This window comes from Psychrobacillus sp. FSL K6-1267, from assembly GCF_038003265.1.
GTDB lineage: Bacteria > Bacillota > Bacilli > Bacillales_A > Planococcaceae > Psychrobacillus > Psychrobacillus faecigallinarum.
On sequence record NZ_JBBOOR010000001.1, the window covers coordinates 1,796,559 to 1,820,719 of the forward strand.

Below are 24,161 nucleotides of genomic sequence, written 5' to 3' on the forward strand. Positions count from 1 at the left end.
CGATGTCAGATAAACTATTAAATTTTGATAAGCCTTCCTTACAAGGAAGTATTAAAATACCAGGGGATAAATCAGTTTCTCATCGTTCTATTATGTTTGGGGCTATCGCAGAAGGAACTACAACAGTAGAAGGCTTCCTACAGAGTGATGATTGCTTAAGTACAATTGATTGCTTCTCAAAGCTCGGGGTTGATATAAAGGTAGAAGAGGACCGTGTAGAAATAAAAAGCAACGGGATTTCTACATGGAAAGAACCTGATGAGATTTTATATACTGGTAACTCTGGAACTACAACTCGTTTAATGCTTGGAATATTAGCAGGATCTAATATCTCCTCTGTACTAATAGGGGATGAGTCAATTCAAAAAAGGCCTATGAAAAGAGTTACTGAGCCATTAAAGCAAATGGGCGCAAAACTGATTGGTCGAGCAAATGGACAGTACACCCCAATATCAGTGGAGGGGTCAAATTTGCAGGCCATCCATTATAAAATGCCTGTAGCAAGTGCTCAAGTTAAATCTGCTATATTATTAGCTGCTTTGAATGCTGAAGGTGAAACAATAGTAGAAGAAATAGAGACTACTCGTGACCATACAGAAAAAATGCTTAGTCATTTTGGAGTAAATATTCAAGTTGAGGACAGAATGATTCGTCTTCACGGTGGGCAAAAGCTAACAGGTACTCATGTAATAGTGCCTGGGGATATATCATCTGCTGCCTTTTTCTTGGTTGCGGGGGCTATTTCTCCAAAGAGTAGGTTGGAGCTGACCAATGTAGGGTTAAATAAAACTCGGACAGGGATCATTGACGTATTACAATCTATGGGTGCATCTTTAACAATCGATATATCAGAAAATACAAGTCACGAGCTAATCGGTGCTTTGACTATTGAGACGTCAGATTTAAAAGGTACAACTATAGGAGGCGATCTAATTCCTAGATTAATAGATGAGATACCAGTAATAGCTCTTCTAGCAACTCAAGCTAAGGGAAAAACAATTATCAAAAATGCAGAAGAATTAAAAGTAAAAGAAACAAATCGCATAGACGCAGTTGTTAATGAACTACGAAAACTTGGAGCTAATATTACTCCTACAGAAGACGGGATGATCATAGAAGGGCCAACTCCATTGCATGGCGGAGAATTATTGACTTACGGAGACCATCGTATTGGGATGATGGCTGCTATTGCGGCACTAATTACAGAGGGATCGGTATCAATCGACAATCATGAATGTATTGCTGTTTCTTATCCAAATTTCTTTGAACATATAGAAAAAGTCACGAAACAATAACTTTTCCATAACTCTCCCTAATAAGGAGAGTCTTTTTCTTGTTCTACTTTAAAAGTTCTTGTACGATTAATAAATGAGAAGGAATGGTGATGATATGGAAAGAATGATGCCCTTTATTCGAGTAATGGAGAATGGAGATATAGAAAAGTTAGGAGTAATGCTGGACGCGTTCTTGCTAGAAGGAGATCCGGATGAGCAGTATGAGTTAGCTGATATGTTGACAGAGTATGGATTTGTCCAAGAGGCATTAAAGCTTTTAGAGCATTTAAACTTTATATTCCCAGAAGAGGATCAGCTCAAAATAGATCAGGCACAATTATATTTAGAATTGAATAAAGAAGACGATGCTTTGGAAATGCTAAGCAATATAGAAAAGAAAAGTGAGTCCTATCCACAGGCTTTGCTTACTTTAGCTGATTATTATCAAATGATTGGTTTATATGAGGTTGCTGAACATAAAATAAATGAAGCAATTGCTATTTTACCAAAAGAGCCATTACTGCAATATGCAAAAGGCGAGCTATTGTTTGAAACGGGGAGATATTTAGAGGCTGCGCGATTAATGGAAGAGCTGTTAGCTTCTCAAAATGAACTACAAGGAGTAAATTTACCTTTAAAAGTAGCTGAAATTTATAGTGCTGGTGCTGCTTATGAAGAGGCGATTCCTTATTACACAGATGCATTAAAGAAGGAAGCGGCTCCTGAGGTTCTATTCCAAGCTGCTTATGCTTTTTTCCAAGCTAGACAATATGAGACTGCAGCAAAACATTTAAATCATCTTTTAGAAATTGATCCAGATTTCTTCTCAGGGTATATGCTCCTGGCAGAAACTTATGCAATGCTAGAAAAGAACGAGGAAGCATTAGAGGCTATTACGAACGGAATAGCTCGAGATGAATTTGAAAAAGAATATTATTTATTTGCAGGTAAAATTTCATTGAAATTGGGTAGAGTGAAGGAAGCAGAAAGTTTTCTTCAGCAAGCTATAGCATTAGATCCAGAATATATGGATGCTATCTACATACTTTCTTCTTTGTTTTCACAGGAAGAGATGGATGAAGAACTGATTGAACTATATGAGGCCTTAAAACAGGAGCAATTTGAATGGTCATCTATGTATCCACTTCTAGCAGAGGCATATGAACGTTTAGAAATGTATGAAAAAGCATACGAATTTTATAAACTTGCATATACTGAACATAAAGAGGATGTAGCATTTTTAGAAAAATACTTATACTTCCTTTTAGAAGAAGGTAAGCGTGAAGAAGCTAAAGAAATCATTTCCAAATTGCAGAAGCTTCAGCCTGAAAACAGTGAATGGTTTGACATGATGGAATAAAGATAGGAAGGAGAGGTTATGTGACTGCTTCTGTTTCAGTTGGCGAGAAAAAAGAGTTTGTCCGTTGGTTTTTGAAAAAGTATCAAATGAAAAGAAGAGAGTGCGTGTGGATTTTAAATTACTTAATAAGCCATGAAACAATGTTGAACAATGTACATTTTGTGGAGGAAGCTCATTATTGCCCTCGTGCTATGATTATGTCTGTAACTACTTCCTCCGGAATACCTTTTAGATTCTACAAAGGTAGTATCATGACCGCGGATGCAGAAAAATCATTTCATGATCTTCGATTGCACCCAGAGGAAGAAATGTATATTCAGTTGAACTTTCAAACACTTCCTCCTAGTCCGGAGTACCTAGCGGTTTTAGAAGAGAACCCTTATATGCCGAAATACTTGCATATTAGTGAAAAAGATAAGATGATAGCAGAAGATATATTGACAGAAAGCTTGCAATCTTTTCAGGCTGAGCAGTTGAAAAAACAGATTGATCAAGCAATTGACGAAAACAATAAAGAAAAATTTCTCGAGCTTTCCGCATTGTGGAAAAATCTTCCGTATAGAGAAAAATAGGAGAGATGAGATTATCATGCATTGGAACGGAAAAGATAGCGCAGTTTTTCAAGCACAAAAAGAATATATAGACACAGCAATAATTCCACTAATATTAATAGACGGTTCAGAGCATGGCTTCCCATTTGCTGCTTCTGCAGCTGATTTTACCTTATCGTTAGCCAACACAATTGAAAATCAATTTAAAGGAAGGATTGTTTTATTTCCTTCCTTCTCTTACACAAATAATCAGGACAAGCTATCATTACTAGATGCTTGGAATGAGGAATTAAAAAAAGCTGGGTTTAAACACACATTTTACGTTACTTCTGATAGAGAGTGGAGTACAATGGGGGAGGATCAAAATGTAATATGGTTCCCATCAATACCACTTGATTCCATGGATCAAAAAATGAAAATATCCGTATTGGAAGATCAATTAAGACAATTAATCCCGCTTTTTGCAAAAAAATGGGCAAATTCGTGACAATATCTTTCATTAATTGTTCACAAAGTTCATAATTCGTGGCAGGAATTATTGACCTTCTATTTTTATTGATATATCATTGAAATGTCCTAGTATTATTAATTCAAGCAAGTATGTCCATTGGACTGACCTTTAAGTTAGAGGGGGGAAAAGGATGAGTAACAATAAAGTATCAAGACGTCAATTTTTAAGTTATACATTAACGGGTGTTGGCGGATTTATGGCTGCAGGTATGCTAATGCCAATGGTACGTTTTGCAGTTGATCCTGTATTGCAAAAATCAGAAGGTGGAGACTTCGTACTGACTGAGAAGAAAATTGCAGATCTTACAGATGTGCCTGAGCGAGTAGACTTTACTTTTGAACAGGTAGACGGCTGGTACAAGTCTGATGTAACTAGCTCTGCATGGGTTTACAAAGAAGGAGACAGCGTTATCGCATTATCTCCAATCTGTAAGCACTTAGGATGCACAGTCAACTGGGAAGGTGACCCAGCGCACAAAAACCAATTTTTCTGTCCATGTCACGCAGGTCGTTACGAGAAAAACGGACAGAATGTTGCAAAAACACCACCTCTAGGTCCGTTGGATCAATTTGAAGTACGTGAAAATGACGGTTTCTTAGAAATTGGAAAAGCTATAACTAACACATTAGTTTAATGTAAGGGGGTACGACATCAGTGCTTAATAAAATCTATGATTGGGTGGATGAACGTCTTGATATTACACCTATATGGCGTGATATCGCAGACCATGAAGTACCAGAACACGTAAACCCTGCACATCATTTCTCAGCATTTGTTTATTGTTTCGGAGGATTAACTTTCTTCATCACAGTTATTCAAATTCTTTCTGGTATGTTTTTAACAATGTATTACGTACCTGATATCGAGAATGCATGGGAATCTGTTTACTACCTTCAAAACGAAGTAGCATTCGGTGAAATCGTGCGTGGGATGCATCACTGGGGAGCATCACTTGTAATTGTTATGATGTTCTTACATACTTTACGTGTATTCTTTACTGGTTCTTACAAAAAACCTCGTGAACTAAACTGGATGGTCGGAGTATTAATATTCGCTGTTATGTTAGGTTTAGGATTTACAGGTTACCTACTTCCTTGGGACATGAAAGCATTGTTCGCTACAAAAGTAGGTATTGAAATTGCCGCATCTGTTCCAGTTATTGGTGGCATGATCAAAACGTTATTAGCTGGTGATGAAACAATCATCGGTGCACAAACATTAACAAGATTCTTCGCGATTCATGTATTCTTCTTGCCAGCTGCTCTTTTTGCTTTACTTGCAGCTCACTTTATCATGATTCGTCGTCAAGGTATTTCTGGGCCACTATAATGGGTAAGTGGAACAGATAATTCTTAAAAGGAGGGGACAATATGCATCGCGGAAAAGGTTTGAAATTTGTTGGAGATTCTCGTGTAACGGATCCTTCTAGCCGTAAAAAGAAAACTCCTAAAGACTATTCTGAGTATCCAGGTAAAACAGAAGCTTTCTGGCCTGATTTCTTGTTAAAAGAATGGTTAGTTGGAGCAGTATTTTTAGTCGGTTATTTAGTATTGACAGTCGCACATCCATCGCCGTTAGAGCGACCAGCTGATCCAACGGACACAGGATATATTCCTTTACCTGACTGGTATTTCCTATTTTTATATCAATTATTAAAATACGAATTTGCTTCTGGACCATATAATATTATCGGTGCAATCGTTATGCCAGGACTTGCTTTCGGAGCACTTTTACTAGTACCATTCTTAGATACAAGCAAGGAAAGAAGCCCATGGAAACGTCCTTTACCAACTGGTTTCATGCTTCTAGCAATCGCTTCCATCATTTTCTTAACTTGGGAATCTGTAGCAAACCATGACTGGGAAGCTGCTAAAGCACAAGGTGAAATTAGAGAAGAAGTCGCTGTGGAAATTGATGAAACAGCACCAGGCTATGAAATTTATCAGGGATCTTCCTGTATAGGTTGTCATGGTAATGCATTTGAAGGCGGTATAGGTAAGCCACTTATTGGTTTAGAATATACAGCTGAAGAAATTGTTAATATTGCTCATGAAGGGATTGGAACTATGCCACCTGGCTCTTTCCAAGGAACAGAAGAGGAATTACAACAGCTTGCTGAGTTTATAACAACCTTACAGCCAGTAGAATAATCTTTACTATTAAGGGAGTCAGGTAACTGGCTCTCTTTTTTAGCTATAAATTTTTTAATGGTACAACTATGTTACAAAATAACTGAATTATAAAAAAGAGGAGATTGGGTAATATATATGTTAATGCATTTAAAGATGTTGCTTTACAACAAATCCTTTATGTGGTTATTGTTTTTTGTAAATCTTCTGGGCACGATTTATGGTTACATTTGGTATGAAGGGCAATTATCTGTTACTGAAGCTAAGTTTTTAATATTTGTACCAGACAGCCCGACTGCGAGTCTTTTCTTTACGATAGCTCTTCTTGGCTGGCTGCTTAAAAAGAATTGGAAGCTAATAGAAGCATTAGCACTAATTACATTAGTTAAATACGGTTTATGGGCTGTAGTTATGAATCTATGGACATATGTGGAAACTGGAGGTATTGGATGGATGGGGTGGATGCTAGTTGCATCTCATTTTGCTATGGCTTTACAGGCTGTTTTATATATTCCTTTCTATCGTTTTAAACTTGGCCATATTTTAATCGCGGCAATATGGACCTTACATAATGACGTTATTGATTACGTTTTTGGACAAATGCCAACCTATAGAAGCTTAAGTGATTATGCCAATAATATTGGTTACTTTACTTTCTGGCTATCAATTGCATGTATTCTACTTGCAATATCCATTTATCAAAGAAGGTCAAATCATATTAGTTGATTGTAGATCCGTTTCCTATTAAAATTAGTGTTAGATATTGAGAGGGGGAAAAGTCTGTTGGGAATGTATATCATTTATTTTGCGATAATTTTATTATTGCCGATATATGCACAGATGAAAGTTAAAAGCACCTATAAAAAGTATTCTAAGGTACGTTCTACATCCGGTATGACTGGTGCAGAAGTAGCTAGACGAATTTTAGATGAAAATGGTTTATATGATGTTAAAGTAGTAGAAAGCAGCGGTTTCTTAAGTGATCATTATAATCCGATGACCAAAATTGTTGCATTATCTAGTCATAACTTCCATGAAGCTTCTGTAGCTGGTGCTGCAATAGCTGCTCATGAGGTAGGCCATGCTATTCAGCATAAAGAAGCTTACTCTTTTTTAACATTAAGACATAAATTAGTTCCCGTAGCTAATATATCTTCTAATGCATCTTGGATCTTTATTATGATTGGTATTTTTGCAACTTCAACTAACATGTTGTTATTAGGTATTATTCTATTAGCCATGGGGGTTGTATTCCAAATCGTTACTCTTCCTGTTGAGTTTAATGCCTCTAGTCGAGCTATGAATCAGATGGTTTCGTTAGGTGTTATTCGTAACGAAGAAGAGAGACACGCTAAAAAAGTATTAAGTGCAGCTGCCTTAACGTATGTAGCAGCCGCAGCGGTAGCAGTGCTTGAGCTATTACGTCTAGTCTTAATCTATACAGGTATGTCTAGAGATGAATAATTAAAAATGAAGACTATCTTAGCTTCTGCTAGGATAGTCTCTTTGTTTTAAAATGATTTAATTATAAATAAAAAACAAAAGAGCATGTTTTGCAGAGTGAAAATGCAAGCATGCTCTTTTTATATCCTTTAGTTTAAAGGAGTGGTCTTTTTTGTTCGTCTAATGTAAAGCCCTCACCCATTACATCATTTGTTTCTGTAACTGAAACAAATGCATGGGGGTCAACAGCTGAGATGATAGTTTTTAATCGCATAATTTCATTTTTAGAAATAACGCAATATAATACTTCCCGATCTTTTTTTGTGTAATGCCCATAGCCTTTTAGGACGGTTACTCCCCGGTCCATTTCGGTTGTTATACGATTAGCAATGGCATCCTGATGTTCAGATATGATGAATGCTCCACGAGCTGCATATGCACCCTCCTGGACGAAATCTATAACTCGAGCACCTACAAATACTGCAACAAGCGTGTACATCATTGAGCGAATATCCAAGAATGTTAGCCAAGAAACTAAAATAACTAATGCATCAAACATAAACATTGTTTTACCCATGCTCCAGCCCAAATATTTTTGGGCTAATCTAGCAATAATGTCAACTCCACCAGTAGTGCCACCAGCTCGGAAGATGATACCAAGCCCTGTACCTATAAAGACACCAGCAAAAAGTGAGGCTAAAAATAAATCATCGCTAATTCCGAGTTGAATCTCATATATTTCGAAGATTTTTAAGAAGACAGAAACTGAAAAGGTTCCTATAAGGGTATAATAAAATACTCTTCTACCTAAAAGCTTCCAACCTAAAAAGAACATAGGTATATTCAGCACAAGATTCATAACAGAAACATCTAACCCAAATACAAAATAAAGAATTAGCGTAATCCCTGAAAATCCGCCTTCTCCAAGGGCATTTTGCATATTAAAATGTACAAATCCAAAACTAAAAATTGCAGATCCCAGTATAATCATCAATATATTCTTAAATTTTAAGCCTATTCCCATTGTACCACCTCATTTAATAGTCCATACTAAATCTATAATATTTTATAGCTTTTGACAACAGTAGTGTATATTTATTACGATAAATGTGGGAGAGTGAGTTTATGAAAGAACATAAAAACTTGAAAATGCTTCAACAGGAAGTAGATACATACATAAGCCAATTTAAGGAAGGATACTTTCCTCCAATGGAGCTCCTAGCAAGACTCACAGAAGAACTAGGAGAGCTTTCTAGAGAGGTTCAACATAAGTATGGTACTAAGAAAAAAAAGAATACAGAGGTACAGAAGGAACTTGCTGATGAAATGGGTGATTTCTTTTTTGTATTAATTTGTTTGGCTAACTCAGAAGGTATTGACTTAGAAGATGCTTTACAAAAAGTACTCTATAAATATAATACACGTGATAAAGATCGATGGACTAAAAAGGAGGACTCATAATGGTAATAAAAGTAGCAGTAGCAGGGCCCAGAGGCAAAATGGGAAGGGAAGCAGTTGGAACCATTATAAAAAACGAGGATTTTCTATTAGTAGGATTATTAGATTCAAAAAAAACAGAAGCTACCTTAGGAGATAATATACCGATTTATACTTCTTTAACAGTGTTAATCGAAGAGACGGTACCGGACGTTTTGGTTGATTTGACCGTACCTTCTGCTGTTTACGAGCATATTATTACTGCATTGGAGTATGGGGTAAGACCTGTTGTTGGCACTACAGGCTTTTCAGAAGTACAATTAGATAATATTAGAAACTTGGTAGAAGAAAAACAAGTCGGCTGTATTATTGCTCCGAACTTTTCTATTGGAGCCGTATTAATGATGAAGTTTGCCCAAACTGCTGCAAAATATTTACCGGATGTTGAGATAATTGAACTGCATCATGATGAAAAGGTAGATGCGCCTTCAGGGACTGCGATTAAAACTGCACAAATGATACAAAATACTAGAGAAGCTTCAGTTCAAGGTCATCCAGAAGAAGAAGAAATTCTTAAAGGTGCAAGAGGCGCTAATTTTGATGGAATGCGCATCCATAGCGTTCGTTTGCCCGGTTTAATAGCACATCAACAAGTGCTTTTAGGTGGAGATGGTCAGCTATTAACTTTAAGACACGACTCCTTCAATAGAAGTTCTTTTATGTCAGGTGTGGTTATTTCTATTAAAGAAGTGATGAATCAAAGCAAATTAGTGTATGGTTTAGAAGAAATTATCCTATAGGAGGAAGCAACATGAGAATCGCATTAGTTGCCCATGATAAGAAAAAAGAAGATATGATCCAATTTGTAACAGCTTATAAAACCATCTTAGAGGAGCATGAATTATTTGCTACTGGGACGACTGGTAAAAAGATTATTGATGAAGTAGGTTTGTCAGTCAATCGCTACAAATCTGGCCCCCTAGGAGGAGACCAACAGATCGGATCAGCAATAGCCAACAATGAAATGGATATGGTTATCTTTTTTAGAGATCCACTTACAGCTCAGCCCCATGAGCCTGATGTAACTGCTTTAATACGTCTATGTGATGTTTATCAAATTCCATTGGCTACAAATATGGGGACGGCAGAAGTACTCTTAAAAGGAATCGAAGAAGGATTTTTAGATTGGCGACTGCTAGAAGAACGCCGCGGACGTTAAGGAAATGAGGATATAATATATGCGTAAATTAAAAATAGGTATCACTTGCTATCCTTCAGTCGGGGGTTCCGGTGTTATTGCAACAGAACTTGGGAAAATGCTGGCAGAAAGAGGTCATGAAATACATTTCATCACTTCTAGCGTGCCTTTCCGTTTAAACAAAATTTACCCAACCATTACCTTTCATCAGGTAGAGGTTAATAGCTATTCGGTATTTCAATACGCTCCATACGATATTGCGCTGGCAAACAAAATGGCTGAGGTAATTCAGGACGAAGGTTTAGACGTTCTGCACGTGCATTATGCTATACCTCACGCAGTTTGTGCAATATTGGCAAAGGATATGGCAAACTCAGACATTGGAATAGTTACTACATTACATGGAACTGATATTACAGTGTTAGGCTATGATTCCTCGCTTACAGGAGCTATTCAATACGGAATTGAGAAGTCTGACGTGGTAACTGCTGTCTCTAAATCCTTAGTAAAGCAAACGAGAGAACTTATAACAACGAAAAAGGATATAGAGACAATTTATAATTTTGTCGATGAAAGAGAATATCATAAAAAAGACGGTGGCAATCTTAAGGAACTTTTAGGTATAAAAGAAAATGAAAAAGTTATTATTCATGTTTCTAATTTCAGGAAGGTCAAGCATGTACCAGATGTAGTAAAAAGCTTTGAGCTCATACATAAAGAAATTCCGGCTAAGCTTTTACTAGTTGGGGATGGACCAGAAAAGCACCCGGTCATGGAATATGTAAAAGGCAAGCCGATTGAAAAGGACGTCCTATTTTTAGGGAAGCAGGAAAATGTTTCGGAATTATATGCCATTTCTGACTTGATGTTACTATTATCTGAAAAAGAGTCCTTTGGATTAGTGCTATTAGAAGCAATGGCCTGTGAGGTTCCATGTATTGGTACAACTGTAGGAGGGATCCCAGAAGTAATAGTTCCAGGAGAAAATGGGTATCTTGTTCCTCTTGGCGATATAGAAAAAGTAGCTGAATATGGATTGAAGATTTTAAAGGACCCTATTTTACATAATCAATTAAAAGAAACCGCATTAGAGATAGTACGAACTCGTTTTAGCTCTGCACAAATAGTCGAACAATATGAAAAGATGTACGAAAGAGTGGCGAAAAACTGATGAAAGATCGATGGCCAGATGCATTTAAGGTGATTTCTAAACTGGAGGATGCTGGCTTCGAAGCATATGTAGTTGGTGGGGCAGTGCGAGATTTCGTGCGAGGAGTAAAAGCGAATGATGTTGACATTACTACAAATGCCTTACCACATGAGGTGAAAACTCTTTTTGAACATACCATCGATGTAGGAATAGAGCATGGAACAGTTCTTGTAGTACTAGAAGATCCTATTGAAGTAACGACCTATAGATCTGAAACGTCTTATAGTGACTTTAGAAGGCCAGATGAGGTCCGATTTGTCCGAACATTGAGAGAAGATCTCCAGCGTAGAGATTTTACCATCAATGCAATGGCTTTGACGAAGGAAGACGAGCTAATCGACTTTTTTGGTGGTAAACAGGATTTAAAACTTAAAATTATTAAAGCGGTTGGAAATCCAAAGGAACGATTTTCTGAGGATGCTCTTCGTATGCTAAGGGCAATTCGTTTTTCCTCTCAACTAAATTTTTCCTTAGAGCAGTCTACTTTGGATGCTATACAAGAGCTCCACCCTCTAATAACTCACATCTCTATGGAAAGGGTCAAAGTAGAGCTTGAAAAGATTTGGGTAAGTAATTATCCGTATAGAGGCATGGAACTTTTTGCTGCAACTGGTCTCTCCGAGCACTTTTTAGGAGATTGGTGTACCAACGTTTCATTATGGAAGCAATTTAATCACTTTGGCAATAGAGCCAATGGCTGGGCTTTTTTTGTATTGATGAACGAGGGACTGAATATAGGCGAGTTATTGTCTAATTTCAAATGTTCAAATGATGAGAAGAGCTATGTCAAAAACGTGTTGCTTGCGGTTAAGTTTTTGAAGAAGGGTTTTTGGACTTCATATGAATTATTCCAGTTTACAGTAGAGGTTTTAATTGCTGCCGCTAGCTATAGTCAAATTATACAGCATATTGAACATCCCTATACTCCTGACATATTAGCTGATTTAAAAGCCAAACTGGCTATTTCATCTGTACGTGAGATTGTTGTAAGCGGACATGATTTGATGGAATGGAAGAAGGAAAAGCGTGGGCCATGGATTCGGGAAGTATTAGATAGATTAACTACAATGATATTAAATGAGGAAATAGAAAATGACAGACAACATATAAAGGAATGGTTTATTCGTGAATATGTCAATTAAAGAAAAAATTATTTCCAGATTAAAAGAGGCAAGCGGTGAACCAATCTCAGGACAAATACTAGCAGATGAACTAGAAATATCTAGAACAATGGTATGGAAGTATTTAAAGGGACTAGAGGAAGAAGGCTATGAAATAGTAGCTATAAAGAAAAAAGGTTACATCCTAAATAGATTGCCTGATACAGTGGCTGCTGAGCGTATTTCTCTTCATCTTCAAACAGAGCATCTTGGAAGGGAAATTATTTATCATCCTGTTTGTGAATCTACCCAAACAATTGCTGCAAATAAAGCTAGAGATGGCGCTACGCATGGTACAGTTGTCATTGCTGAGGAACAGACAGCCGGGCGTGGAAGAATGGATCGCTCATGGGAATCTTCATCTGGTGAAGGAATATGGATGAGTGTCATTTTGCGTCCGAAAATAACTCCACAATTTGCGGCCCAATTTACTTTAGTAGCTGCTGTATCAATTGCACGAGCTATTGAAGAGGTTACAAACTGTGTCCCTAATATTAAATGGCCAAATGACCTTCTGCTTAACGGGAAAAAAGTAACAGGTATTCTAACTGAGCTGCAAGCAGATATGGATAGAGTTCAAGGAATTATTGTTGGGATAGGCATCAATGTCAATCAAACCGCTGATTCTTTTAAGGGGGTATTGGAGCCTATTGCAACCTCTCTAAAAATGGAGTCGGGCACAGCTGTAGACCGGTCTTTATTGGTCTCTAAAGTACTTTTTCATTTAGAGAGATATAGTGATATGTATATAAAGCTAGGATTTGAACCTATTAAACTTATTTGGGAAAGCTACAATTGCACATTAAATAATCGCATTAGAGCTACTACCTTAAGAGAGACTGTCGAAGGTCAGGCAATAGGAATGACAAATGATGGTGCGTTACAGCTTCGGCTTGATAATGGGGAGATAAAAAATATATATTCCGCAGATATCGATTTATTAAAAACTTAGTTTGGACGTTTGAGTCGAATTCTGTTATTCTTTATGCGAAGGGTAGTATCTTTAGTGAGAACTACACCTATATTTTAGTTAAAAAAATTTAATAGTCTGCCTTGATCTTAGATTGACAGGGACGGAGAAAACCGATGAATTTAATTTTTCTGCCCTTCTGTCCACTTTCGGATTGAAGGGCTTTATATTTGGTTTTCTCTTCATCTTGCAGAATGCATCAGTATTAAGGCTGTGCTGGACGTATGGATATTATGAGGAGGGAAATGATTGAAGACGACGAGTGACTTTTTGAAGATGAAAAGTAAAGAAGACAAGATTACGATGATGACTGCTTACGATTATCCAACTGCTAAGTTTGCAGAAGAGGCTGGAGTCGACATGATTTTAGTTGGTGATTCTGTTGGGATGGTTGTATTAGGCTATGATTCAACAGTATTAGTAACCATGGAAGATATGATTCATCACGGCAAGGCAGCGAGAAGAGGAGCAACAAATACGTTTTTAGTAGTTGATATGCCCTTTGGTACGTATCATGGGAATATTGATCAATCACTTGCGAACGCTGTCCAACTAATGCAAAAGACTGGGGCACAAGCGGTGAAAATTGAAGGGGCAGATGATGTAATACCTGTCATTGAAAGATTGACTTTTGCTGGTATTCCAGTGGTAGCGCATTTAGGTTTATTGCCACAATCGGCCGGAGTTTTAGGTGGCTATAAAGTACAAGGGAAAACTGCAGAAGCAGCACAAAAGCTAATAGAGGATGCAAAAAAATGTGAACAGGCAGGTGCTTGTGCCGTTGTTTTAGAATGTATTCCTTATCAGCTTACTGCAGAAATCTCAAGCAATTTAACTATTCCAACTATCGGTATTGGAGCGGGCTCCACTGCTGACGGCCAAGTATTAGTTTTCCATGATTTAGTGAAATATGGCTCACACCATATCCCTAAATTCGTAAAGGAATACGCGAATGTGGGTGAACCAATTCTTCAAGGCATTAGCCAGTATGTTGAAGAAGTTAAGAGTGGAATATTTCCTTCTTTGGAGCATTCTTTTACGATGAAGGACGAACAATTAAATCAGTTATATGGAGGCAATCATGCGAACAGTACAAACGATAGATGAATTAAAAGCTATTATCTCAAATCAAAAACAACAAACCATTGGATTTGTGGCTACAATGGGTTATTTGCATGAAGGACATAAAACACTTCTGACAAAAGCAAGAGCTGAAAATGAATTCGTAGTTGCAAGTATTTTTGTAAATCCTGCACAATTCGGTCCTAATGAAGATTTAGATAGATATCCCCGAGATATTGAAAGAGATACAAAAATTGCAACAGAGGCAGGGGTAGACTTATTGTTTGTTCCAACGCCAGACGAGATGTATCCTTTTGAAAGTGGTATTACTATCAACGCTGGAGAGATTTCAACCAAGCTGTGTGGTGCAACTCGTCCAGGACATTTCGATGGAGTTTTAAAAGTAGTTTCCAAGCTATTTCATTTAATCCAACCTACTAAGGCATACTTTGGCCAAAAGGATGCACAGCAGTTAGCTATAATTAAATTATTTGTAGAAGCATACAACTTTCCACTTGAAATAGTTGGCGTTCCAACTGTCCGTGAGGAGGATGGCCTAGCGAAAAGCTCAAGGAATGTCTTTCTAAGCGAAAAAGAACGAGATGAGGCACCTCATATATACAAGGCGTTAAATTTAGCAAAGGATACATGGTTGAGAACGAAGGATATAGAAGGGGCTATTTCCAAAGCAAAACAATATATTAATGAAAATACTTCTGGTAAAATAGATTACCTGGAGGCATTGGCCTATCCTACTTTACAGCCGGTTAACGAGTACACAGAAGAAGTTCTCTTCGCAACAGCTGTTTTTTTCGAAAAAGCAAGATTAATTGATAATATGATAGTTAATATAAAGGAAGTGCAATGATGTTAAGAATGATGTTAAATAGTAAGATTCACCGTGCAATAGTTACAGAAGCAGATTTAAACTATGTAGGTAGTATTACGATTGACCAAAATATATTAGATGCAGTAGGCATGCTTCCAAATGAAAAAGTTCATATCGTTAACAATAATAACGGTGCCCGTTTTGAAACATATATAATCGCTGGAGTACGTGGTAGCGGTGTAATATGTGTAAATGGAGCTGCCGCACGTCTTGTACAGCGTGGAGACGTAGTGATCATCCTGTCCTATGCTTATGTGATGAATGAAGAAGCAAAATCACATCAGCCTACAGTAGCAATCATGAATACGGATAACACAATCAATCAAATTATCCACTATGAACCAGAAGCGACTGTTATGTAAGATTTGAAAGCTAGACTTAGCCAAAGTCTAGCTTTCTTTTTGGATTTATAGCCGTTCAATTACATAGGTAACCGGAAAAATGTTGCAGAAATTGAGAGAAGTGTTGCGGTAATGCTCAAAAATGTTGTGAATATTAAAACAAAAGTTGCAGGAAAGCAAACCTTCGCAGAGTTGCAGCGTTAAGAACGGAATGTAGGCTTATGGCAAATCTAAGCAGTAATTATTATTTCGTTCTACATATATTTCGTTTCTATTTATGGAATGTGGTACAATTTTTATAAAGCAACACAAGAAAGTTTCTAGGAAAAATAGATGCTTTTAATTTAAATGATGGTGAGATGAAGAATGTTGGAAAATCATAAATATGCAGTTGTAGATATTGAAACAACAGGCCATTCATCTGCCAATGGTGACCGAATTATTCAACTTGCAATTGTTTTTATTGAGAACAATCGGATTAGTAATTCATTTACTACGTTCGTAAACCCCAAAAAAGCGATTCCTTTGTTTATTCAGGATTTAACGAACATAAAGGACGAGGATGTAAAGGACGCTCCGTTATTCGAAGAAATTGCTCCTAAAGTTTTGGAAATTCTGCAGGACCATATTTTTGTTGCGCACAATACAAATTTTGATCTGACATTTCTTCAACAGGAGCTAAAACGGGTAGGTTTGCCTAAATTAGTTTGTAAATCTATTGATACAGTAGAATTCGCTAAGTTGATGTTCCCTAATATTTATAGCTATAAGCTTCAGGACATTGCGACTGAGCTCCATATAGAATTAGAGTCTGCTCACCGTGCGGATGATGATGCATTGGCTACTGCACATTTGCTTTTAAAATGCTTTGACCAGCTGCAAGCATTGCCATTAAAAACGGTGGAGCTATTACATAAAAGATCCTTCCAACTGAAATCCAATCTAGCACTCATCTTTTTTGAAGTTATAACGATAAAAAGAAAGACTTATGTGACCCAAGATTATTTAGAATATCGCGGAATACCACTAAAAGATGTGAAAAAAGAGCCTGCACCAGAATGGAGTAAACTTGCTTATCCGATTTCTAATGATGAAAAGAATCGATTATTCCAACACGGTAGCCTGAAGCTAGAGGAAAGACCAGGGCAATATAAGCTAATGGATGAGATTCACCATGCACTAATAGAATCCAAAGAGATTGTGTGCGAGGCGGAAACCGGAATAGGAAAAACATTAGCCTACCTTATTCCATCCGTTTTATATGGATTAGATCAAGGAAAGCCTATTATAGTTAGTACATATACAACACATCTCATTGATCAGCTTATAACAGAGGAAATCCCAAAGCTTTATGACATTCTTAACATTAGACTTAGAGTGGCGAAGCTAAAAGGTATCAATCACTATATTGATGTTTATCGTTTTTGGGAGCACCTTCAGCAAGAGGATGAGTCTTACGATGAGACGTTTACGATTATGCAAGTTTTAGTTTGGCTTACTATAACAGAGGAGGGTGACCTCTCGGAATTGAATGTTTCGGGTGGTGGTCAGCTATTTATAGATAAAATAAGAAGGACCTCAGAAAAAAAGATTAACGATGTAAAAGGGATAGATTTTTATGAGCGTGCTCTTCGTCGAAGTGAGCACTGTGATATCCTGGTAACGAATCATTCCATGATTATTATGGATACGGAACGAGAAACAAAGCTATTAGGCCATGGTTGTGCCACAATTATTGATGAGGCACATCAAATGATACATGCTAGTATATCCCGAAAAGAAAGAATTTTTTCATATACTAATTGGAAATATATTTTAGGTCAATTTGGCACGCTAGATACAGATCATCTACTTTACAAGCTGTCTCTTCTAAATGTTTCCTTGTCTGTCCGCATTCGTATTGAGAAGCTGTTTGTTGACATAGTTGAATCATTTGATCATGCAATGGGATATGTTATCTCTACTATTCAAAGCTATCCACATAAATCGAAGAGTACCAAACGAACTTATGCTATGGAGGATTTAAATTTAGAGAAAGCTTTTTTTATAAAAGTTGCTAAGAATCTACAAACATTTATCTATTCAACTAAGCCCTACGTGGGCTCAGCAAAGAAAAATATTATTGATGAACAATTATTAGTATTAGTAAATGAGTGGGAATATTGGTTACGTGAACTGGAGATTAAAGTAAGTGAATGGGATGAAATCTTCTTGCAGGATAAGGAAGTAGAGGCGAAATGGCTCGAGTTAGATAATAGAAGCGTCCCTGGAAGTCTCACTATCATCAAAAGACCATTAAATTATCAAGAGGATATAAAGGTTGCCATGGCTCCTTTAAGAGAGCAGGGAGGAATTATCTGGACTTCTGGAACATTGACAGTGCCCTCCAATAAATACTTTATTACTTCTCAGCTTGGATTGAGCTCAAATATACCTATCCATCAGTTTAAAGTAGAATCTAACTTCTACAAGGGTGCAGAGCTTTTAATCATCGAGGATATGCCAGACATTCAGCAAGTATCTCAATCGGATTATATTGAATCAGTTGCGGAAGCAATTGTCCAGACGGTTTTGGTCACTGGAGGAAGGTGCTTTGTATTATTTACTTCACAGGATATGTTACGTAAGACTGTGGAATTGATACAGGATACTAATCTGCTTGAAGATTTCATGCTATTTGCACAAGGAATCACGACTGGGAGCAGGATGCGTTTGTTAAAGTCATTCCAGCGATTTTCTAAGTCTGTATTGTTCGGAACCAATAGCTTTTGGGAGGGAGTAGATGTTCCAGGTGAAGCTCTTTCAGTAGTGATTATGGTTCGCTTACCTTTTTCTTCTCCCGATGATCCCTTATTTAAAAAGCGTGCAGAGCTGCTAACTAAAAATGGACAAAATCCTTTTTCTTCCTATTCCTTGCCAGAGGCAATTTTAAGATTTAGACAAGGATTTGGAAGATTAATTCGTTCCTCTGCCGATAAAGGAGTATTTATCGTATTAGACAGAAGGATTGATACGAAGTCTTATGGTAGTGATTTTCTACAGGCAATCCCAAATATTCCTGTTAAGAAAGTATCATTAGAAAATATAGTCTTAGAGCTAGAAAATTGGTATACTAATGAAGGATGAGTATTAGAAAGCGGGTAGAAATATGGAAAACAAAATTGAAGTGATATCAACCGTCACCGTACAATACCAATCAGATCTATATAAGATAGTGGATGCATTGAACCGTTCGTTGAAGGAAAAGGATCTAATGTTTGGATTAGCATTAGATAAAGAAGATCAAGAAAAAGCAGTCTTCACAATTTATAGGACCTAAACTATGGCATTAAAGAGATGGCTAATATTTATCGTTGTTTTTGCTATCAGTCTCACCATAATCCTAAGCCTACTTATTTATAAGGAAGCAAGAGAACCTTTCAATGATAACCTGACGAAGGCAGAGTCTTATACGCTTCAAAATAATTTATTGAAGACAATAGATGATTCGTATGTGTATAATAATACCGACTCATATCAGACAATTATTGGTACCAATAAGGACGGCTCTAAAAAAGCTTTTTTTATCCCAACAAAGGATAACGAAGAGCAAATTATGGAGGTAAGTCTTGATGAAGGTATATCTGAAGAGAAAGCTGTTTCGATAGCTTTGGAAGGGGAAAAAGGTAGTAAGCTGCTTCACGCGAAATTAGGTGTGGAAGAGGTCGGGCCAGTATGGGAGATTACCTTTGTGAATTCTAAGGATAACCTCAACTACGTATATCTGTTATTTGATAATGGCGATTGGTGGAAGAGAATATCCAATTTGTAAAATATATTTTTAACTTTTGGAGGACAACATGAAAAAAATTATGATTAAAGATATGTCTAGCCATGTTGGAGAGACAGTAAAACTTGGTGCGTGGCTTGCAAACAAACGCTCTAGTGGTAAGATTGCCTTTTTACAGCTTCGCGATGGTTCTGGATTTGTACAAGGAGTAGTAGTGAAGGAAGTTGTGGGAGAAGAGATTTTCCAAACAGCAAAAGGTTTAACTCAAGAAACTTCTATGTATATTACTGGAGAAGTAACAAAAGATGAGCGTTCTTCATTTGGTTACGAGCTTCAAGTAAAAGAAATAGAGGTAATTCATGCAGCGGTAGATTATCCAATCACACCGAAAGAACACGGTACTGAGTTCCTTATGGACAACCGTCACCTATGGTTACGTTCAAGAAAACAACACGCGATCATGAAAATTCGTAACGAAATTATCCGCGCTACATACGAGTTCTTTAATAATAACGGCTTTGTAAAAATGGATCCCCCGATTTTAACTGGCTCAGCTCCAGAAGGAACTTCTGAGCTTTTCCAAACTAAATATTTCGATGAGGATGCATATTTATCTCAGTCTGGTCAGCTATATATGGAAGCAGCTGCTATGGCTTTAGGAAAAGTATTCTCTTTTGGACCAACATTCCGTGCAGAAAAATCCAAAACACGTAGACACTTAATTGAATTTTGGATGATAGAGCCTGAAATGGCATTTACAGAATTTGATGAGAACTTAGAAGTACAAGAGCAATACGTTTCCTTTATTGTTCAGGCCGTTCTTAAAAACTGTCAATTAGAATTAGAGCGCTTAGGTCGCGATACATCTAAACTGGAAAAAATTCAAGCACCTTTCCCTCGTATTACTTATGACGATGCAATCAAGTTCTTACATGAGAAAGGCTTTGATGATATCGAGTGGGGGGACGATTTCGGATCACCTCATGAAACAGCTATCGCAGAAAGCTATGATATGCCAGTTTTCATCACTCATTATCCAGTAGGCATTAAGCCATTTTATATGCAGCCACATCCAGACAGAGAAGATGTTGTGTTATGTGCCGATTTAATTGCTCCAGAAGGATATGGTGAAATTATCGGTGGTTCTGAACGTATTCATGACTATGACCTATTAAAGCAACGTCTTGCGGAACATAAATTAGATGAATCAGCCTATGCTTGGTATTTAGAGCTTCGTAAACAAGGGTCTGTTCCTCACTCAGGATTTGGTCTTGGATTAGAACGTACTGTAGCTTGGTTAAGTGGAGCAGAGCACGTTCGTGAATCTATACCATTCCCAAGACTATTAAATCGTTTGTATCCATAATCTTAAGCCAAAGGAACAATATATATTATCATCATGCAATAGATAAGAAAGGGAGTGCGAGTATGCATAAGCGAAATCGGCTCCGAATCTGGACAGAGCAGGGAAATGTAACCATTTCCCAGCTTTTTTTTAGCCATTATAAGGCCATTAATATGAAGGATGAGGAAGCTATTCTGCTATTACATCTTATCGCTTTTGGAGAAGCGGGAAACCACTTTCCAACCCCTCAAAACTTAGTGGAACGTACACATTTTAGTGAACATAAAGTAGTGACGATTTTACAGCGTCTTGTCCAAAAAGGTTTAATTCAAATAGAACAGCATATGGACGACGATGGAGTCCATTATGAGTACTACGATTTTAATCATTTATGGGAGCTCTTGGTCGATTGCGTAGAGCAACAAAACCTAACTAAAGAAGACGAAGAAGTAAAGGGCGAAGAAGGCGAAATTTACAAGTTATTTGAGCAGGAGTTCGGTAGATTATTATCTCCAATGGAATATGAAACGATTGGCATGTGGTTTGACCAGGACAACCACTCAGCCTCCTTAATACGTTTAGCGTTAAAAGAGGCAGTTTTATCTCAAAAGCTTAGCCTGCGTTATATAGATCGGATATTATTCGAATGGAAAAAGAAAAATATTAAAACGGTTGAAGCTGCAGAAAATCAATCGGCACAGTTTCGACAGCATATACCTATACAAAGACCAAAGGAGCAACCTGCAAACACAGCGAAGGTTCCTTTCTACAATTGGTTAGAAGAAAGAGAGTAGGTGGAGAAAGTTGCTTACAAAAGCCCAATGGCATTTTTGTTTAGAGGAAATGGAAAGGATGTTTCCGGATGCTCATTGCGAGTTAGTCCACGACAATCCTTTTGAATTATTGGTAGCTACATTACTTTCAGCACAATGTACTGATGTCCTTGTAAACAAAGTAACAAAGGATCTTTTTCAAAAATATAAAAAACCTGAAGATTACTTGGATGTATCCATAGAGGAATTACAAAATGATATCCGCTCAATAGGTTTATATCGTAATAAAGCAAAAAATATTCAAGCACTTAGCAAGCAACTAATTGAGCTCTATAACGGCGAGGTCCCTGCTAATCGTGATTTACTCACGACATTTCCAGGTGTTGGTCGTAAAACAGCTAATGTAGTTGTTTCGGTAGCCTTTGATATACCAGCCATAGCTGTAGACACTCATGTAGAACGTGTTTCAAAGCGACTGGGACTATGCAGATGGAAAGATTCTGTTCTGCAGGTAGAAGAAACGTTGATGAAAAAGACACCAATTGAATCGTGGTCTAAGGCGCATCATCAACTGATATTTTTTGGGAGGTATCATTGTAAGGCCCAAAATCCCAATTGTCCGCAATGTCCTTTGTTGCCGGTTTGTCGAGAGGGTAAGAAGAGGATGAGTAAAGTTGTCCAAGCTTAGAAAAGAAGATTTTAAACCTATTTTTGCAAGATGGTCAGTTATTCGGAATCAGTTGGAGATTCTTTATAAGGAAAGAGAGAAAGACACCCATGATTTAATGGAGAAGGGCATCGAATTATTGAGTGAATTATTTGTATTGGCTGAAGGTACTTCCCCTTTAAATTATGAAGAGCGTTTTATCTTTGTTCAAAAGAATTATAAGTCTTATGCAGCTTTTCGACAACTAGATGAATTGTTCAAGGAAACAGAAAAAAAACTTGCTCGTCGATTCATCATGGAATCAAGAATGCCTTAATATTTTTAACACTACCCCATAAGAACTGCCTTTAGAAGTTAGATACTAAACTAACATACAGAGGCAGTTTCTATGGGGCATTTTTTATGATAATTTTTTTATTTTTCATCTTGCTTGGTGAGCCTTATCAAAGATGCACCTAAGACTATAAAAACTTAATAATATAGGTTATATTTAACAGAATAATATTATTTTTTCTGGAGGTTTATATGAAAACTTTCATATATATGTTGAGACACTGTGATTCAATTAAAACGGGAAATGAAAAAGATAGAGGCCTAACTGAAAAAGGTGTGACGGATGCTCAACGACTAATAAAGATTTTACAAGAAGAAAATATTAATACAGTTATATCTAGCCCATATACCCGTTCTGTATTAACAGTTCAACCATTAGCTGAATACATTGGACAAAATGTGGTAATTCTTGAAAATCTTAAAGAAAGAGTTTTTAGTCCTGAGAAAAAACGTTTATCTGATAATGAGCTTCAATGTTTGTTAGAGAAATCTTTTGAGGAACCGGATTTTTCTCTTAAGGGAGGAGAGTCGAATAAAGAGTGTCAAAAACGGGGAATAAATGCACTCAAATCAATATTACATACTTTTAAAGGTCAGAAAATAGTAGTAGGTACTCATGGTGCAGTGATGACGTTAATGATGGGATATTTTGATAGTAGTTATGGCTTGGATTTTCTTTTAAGCACTTCAAAGCCTGATATTTATAGAATGGAGTTCAATGAATTGGAATTAGTAGATGTAACTAAAATATGGAAGTGATGACTATTTATTAAGTTCATAATGTCAATAAAGCTTTAAAAGAGCATCAGCTTATCCAAGAATGCTACTCATTTATTATTAATTTTGAAAGGAAGATGCTCTTTTGAATTCGTTAAAGGGGAAAATTGCAGTTGTTGCTGGTGGAACACGTGGTGCTGGTAGAGGAATTGCTGTTAAGTTGGGAGAAGCTGGAGCAATAGTATATGTGACAGGGAGAAGTACAATTCATAGTCAGTCACCCATGGGCCGTATGGAAACGATTGAGGAAACAGCAGAATTGGTAACAAAAGCCGGGGGAAAAGGAATACCTGTAAAGGTCGATCATACTATTGAAACGGAAGTTGTTCACCTATTTGACCGTATCCAAAAGGAACAGGGAAGGTTAGATATATTAGTTAATGATATTTGGGGAGGAGATCCTCTTACGGAATGGGGAAAGCCAATAGGAGAGCATAGTCTTCATAAAGGACTTCAGATGCAAAAACAAGCTGTCCATTCACATATTATTACTTCTCATTATAGCATTCCTTTATTTAAAGAGAATAATAGTGGCCTGATCATCGAAATTACTGATGGCATTGATTACGAACCTCGAGGTAACTTCTATTATAGTCTAGCAAAAATCTCCTCAATCCACATGGCACAGGCGATGGCCATGGATCTAAAAGAATATAATATTTCTGTCATTGCTGTTACTCCTGGTTTTTTACGTTCGGAAGCAATGCTTGAATCGTTTGGTGTTACCGAAGAAAATTGGAGAGATGCAACAAAGATAGATCCTCATTTTATTGCGTCAGAAACACCATTTTATATTGGAGAGGCTATACGCTGTCTTGCAAGTGATCCTCATATAGCTAAAAAGACAGGTGGGGTATATAGCACCTGGGAACTTTCAGAGGAATATGCATTTAAGGATGCTGATGGTTCACAACCACATTGGGGAAATTATTTTATAAAAAATGTGAAAGTATAAAAGGTAA

Annotated in this window: 28 protein-coding genes; 27 read left to right on the forward strand and 1 reads right to left on the reverse strand. The window is 37.1% G+C overall.

Annotation, left to right across the window (positions count from 1 at the left end; all coding sequences use genetic code 11):
- The first annotated feature begins 2 nt into the window (after positions 1–2).
- The 9 genes from aroA to MHB55_RS09010 all read left to right on the forward strand — a co-directional run bounded on the left by aroA (position 3) and on the right by MHB55_RS09010 (position 7,289).
- Positions 3–1,295: a 3-phosphoshikimate 1-carboxyvinyltransferase gene (gene aroA, locus MHB55_RS08970; RefSeq protein ID WP_151110158.1), complete on the forward strand. Its 1,293-nt coding sequence runs from the start codon at positions 3–5 to the stop codon at positions 1,293–1,295.
- A 94-nt stretch (positions 1,296–1,389) separates the two neighbouring features.
- Positions 1,390–2,634, forward strand: a complete 1,245-nt coding sequence (locus MHB55_RS08975) for a tetratricopeptide repeat protein (protein WP_225216082.1) — start codon at positions 1,390–1,392, stop codon at positions 2,632–2,634.
- A gap of 20 nt (positions 2,635–2,654) precedes the next feature.
- Positions 2,655–3,206, forward strand: coding sequence for a ReoY family proteolytic degradation factor (locus MHB55_RS08980; RefSeq protein ID WP_144536877.1), 552 nt, complete (start codon positions 2,655–2,657; stop codon positions 3,204–3,206).
- A 16-nt stretch (positions 3,207–3,222) separates the two neighbouring features.
- Positions 3,223–3,672, forward strand: a complete 450-nt coding sequence (locus MHB55_RS08985) for a YpiF family protein (protein WP_151110156.1) — start codon at positions 3,223–3,225, stop codon at positions 3,670–3,672.
- A 154-nt stretch (positions 3,673–3,826) separates the two neighbouring features.
- On the forward strand, positions 3,827–4,330 hold the full coding sequence (locus tag MHB55_RS08990; protein ID WP_144536873.1) for a ubiquinol-cytochrome c reductase iron-sulfur subunit: 504 nt from the start codon (positions 3,827–3,829) through the stop codon (positions 4,328–4,330).
- Between the two features lie 20 nt (positions 4,331–4,350).
- The gene (gene qcrB / locus MHB55_RS08995; protein WP_144536871.1) at positions 4,351–5,025 is read left to right on the forward strand and encodes a menaquinol-cytochrome c reductase cytochrome b subunit; all 675 of its coding nucleotides are present in this window, start codon (positions 4,351–4,353) and stop codon (positions 5,023–5,025) included.
- A 41-nt stretch (positions 5,026–5,066) separates the two neighbouring features.
- Entirely contained in the window at positions 5,067–5,846 is a 780-nt protein-coding gene (locus MHB55_RS09000; RefSeq protein WP_144536869.1) for a menaquinol-cytochrome c reductase cytochrome b/c subunit, read from the forward strand.
- 117 nt (positions 5,847–5,963) lie between these two features.
- Positions 5,964–6,551, forward strand: a complete 588-nt coding sequence (locus tag MHB55_RS09005) for a DUF1405 domain-containing protein (protein WP_154310931.1) — start codon at positions 5,964–5,966, stop codon at positions 6,549–6,551.
- Positions 6,552–6,614: 63 nt separating this feature from the next.
- On the forward strand, positions 6,615–7,289 hold the full coding sequence (locus tag MHB55_RS09010) for a zinc metallopeptidase (protein ID WP_144537226.1): 675 nt from the start codon (positions 6,615–6,617) through the stop codon (positions 7,287–7,289).
- 133 nt (positions 7,290–7,422) lie between these two features.
- Here the strand turns inward: MHB55_RS09010 and MHB55_RS09015 are convergent, their stop codons facing one another.
- Entirely contained in the window at positions 7,423–8,292 is an 870-nt protein-coding gene (locus tag MHB55_RS09015) for a YitT family protein (protein ID WP_144536865.1), read from the reverse strand.
- A gap of 101 nt (positions 8,293–8,393) precedes the next feature.
- On the opposite strand from MHB55_RS09015, the gene MHB55_RS09020 reads away from it, so the two are divergent.
- From MHB55_RS09020 to MHB55_RS09105, 18 genes are all read left to right on the forward strand, one after another.
- Complete coding sequence (locus MHB55_RS09020; protein WP_340863046.1) at positions 8,394–8,729, forward strand: nucleotide pyrophosphohydrolase; 336 nt, start codon at positions 8,394–8,396, stop codon at positions 8,727–8,729.
- Positions 8,729–9,505: a 4-hydroxy-tetrahydrodipicolinate reductase gene (gene dapB, locus MHB55_RS09025; protein WP_340863047.1), complete on the forward strand. Its 777-nt coding sequence runs from the start codon at positions 8,729–8,731 to the stop codon at positions 9,503–9,505. The genes MHB55_RS09020 and dapB overlap by 1 nt, the downstream gene beginning before the upstream one ends.
- Positions 9,506–9,516: 11 nt before the next feature.
- Entirely contained in the window at positions 9,517–9,924 is a 408-nt protein-coding gene (gene mgsA / locus MHB55_RS09030; protein ID WP_144536859.1) for a methylglyoxal synthase, read from the forward strand.
- 19 nt (positions 9,925–9,943) lie between these two features.
- On the forward strand, positions 9,944–11,074 hold the full coding sequence (bshA, locus tag MHB55_RS09035; protein ID WP_340863048.1) for an N-acetyl-alpha-D-glucosaminyl L-malate synthase BshA: 1,131 nt from the start codon (positions 9,944–9,946) through the stop codon (positions 11,072–11,074).
- On the forward strand, positions 11,074–12,255 hold the full coding sequence (locus MHB55_RS09040) for a CCA tRNA nucleotidyltransferase (RefSeq protein ID WP_340863049.1): 1,182 nt from the start codon (positions 11,074–11,076) through the stop codon (positions 12,253–12,255). Before bshA ends, MHB55_RS09040 begins: the two co-directional genes overlap by 1 nt.
- Positions 12,245–13,225: a biotin--[acetyl-CoA-carboxylase] ligase gene (locus tag MHB55_RS09045; RefSeq protein ID WP_340863961.1), complete on the forward strand. Its 981-nt coding sequence runs from the start codon at positions 12,245–12,247 to the stop codon at positions 13,223–13,225. Before MHB55_RS09040 ends, MHB55_RS09045 begins: the two co-directional genes overlap by 11 nt.
- A gap of 267 nt (positions 13,226–13,492) precedes the next feature.
- Positions 13,493–14,350, forward strand: coding sequence for a 3-methyl-2-oxobutanoate hydroxymethyltransferase (gene panB / locus MHB55_RS09050; RefSeq protein ID WP_340863050.1), 858 nt, complete (start codon positions 13,493–13,495; stop codon positions 14,348–14,350).
- Positions 14,325–15,173, forward strand: a complete 849-nt coding sequence (gene panC, locus MHB55_RS09055; protein WP_144536849.1) for a pantoate--beta-alanine ligase — start codon at positions 14,325–14,327, stop codon at positions 15,171–15,173. Before panB ends, panC begins: the two co-directional genes overlap by 26 nt.
- Positions 15,173–15,556, forward strand: a complete 384-nt coding sequence (gene panD, locus MHB55_RS09060) for an aspartate 1-decarboxylase (RefSeq protein WP_340863051.1) — start codon at positions 15,173–15,175, stop codon at positions 15,554–15,556. The genes panC and panD overlap by 1 nt, the downstream gene beginning before the upstream one ends.
- 345 nt (positions 15,557–15,901) lie before the next feature.
- Positions 15,902–18,661, forward strand: a complete 2,760-nt coding sequence (gene dinG, locus MHB55_RS09065) for an ATP-dependent DNA helicase DinG (RefSeq protein ID WP_144536845.1) — start codon at positions 15,902–15,904, stop codon at positions 18,659–18,661.
- A 22-nt stretch (positions 18,662–18,683) separates the two neighbouring features.
- A complete protein-coding gene (locus MHB55_RS09070; RefSeq protein ID WP_144536843.1) occupies positions 18,684–18,854 on the forward strand; it encodes a YpmA family protein in 171 nt (56 codons plus the stop codon).
- Between the two features lie 3 nt (positions 18,855–18,857).
- On the forward strand, positions 18,858–19,346 hold the full coding sequence (locus MHB55_RS09075; RefSeq protein ID WP_144536841.1) for a cell wall elongation regulator TseB-like domain-containing protein: 489 nt from the start codon (positions 18,858–18,860) through the stop codon (positions 19,344–19,346).
- A 28-nt stretch (positions 19,347–19,374) separates the two neighbouring features.
- A complete protein-coding gene (gene asnS / locus MHB55_RS09080) occupies positions 19,375–20,670 on the forward strand; it encodes an asparagine--tRNA ligase (protein ID WP_144536839.1) in 1,296 nt (431 codons plus the stop codon).
- Positions 20,671–20,732: 62 nt separating this feature from the next.
- Positions 20,733–21,443 (forward strand): DnaD domain-containing protein, encoded by a 711-nt coding sequence (locus MHB55_RS09085; protein WP_144536837.1) that lies wholly within the window; start codon positions 20,733–20,735, stop codon positions 21,441–21,443.
- Between the two features lie 10 nt (positions 21,444–21,453).
- Positions 21,454–22,110, forward strand: coding sequence for an endonuclease III (gene nth, locus MHB55_RS09090; RefSeq protein ID WP_144536835.1), 657 nt, complete (start codon positions 21,454–21,456; stop codon positions 22,108–22,110).
- Positions 22,097–22,405 carry a YpoC family protein gene (locus MHB55_RS09095; protein ID WP_191697464.1) on the forward strand — a complete coding sequence of 103 codons (309 nt, stop codon included), beginning with the start codon at positions 22,097–22,099 and terminating at the stop codon, positions 22,403–22,405. The genes nth and MHB55_RS09095 overlap by 14 nt, the downstream gene beginning before the upstream one ends.
- 209 nt (positions 22,406–22,614) lie before the next feature.
- Positions 22,615–23,181 (forward strand): histidine phosphatase family protein, encoded by a 567-nt coding sequence (locus tag MHB55_RS09100; protein WP_340863052.1) that lies wholly within the window; start codon positions 22,615–22,617, stop codon positions 23,179–23,181.
- Positions 23,182–23,284: 103 nt separating this feature from the next.
- The gene (locus tag MHB55_RS09105; RefSeq protein WP_340844387.1) at positions 23,285–24,154 is read left to right on the forward strand and encodes an SDR family oxidoreductase; all 870 of its coding nucleotides are present in this window, start codon (positions 23,285–23,287) and stop codon (positions 24,152–24,154) included.
- Positions 24,155–24,161: the final 7 nt, after the last annotated feature.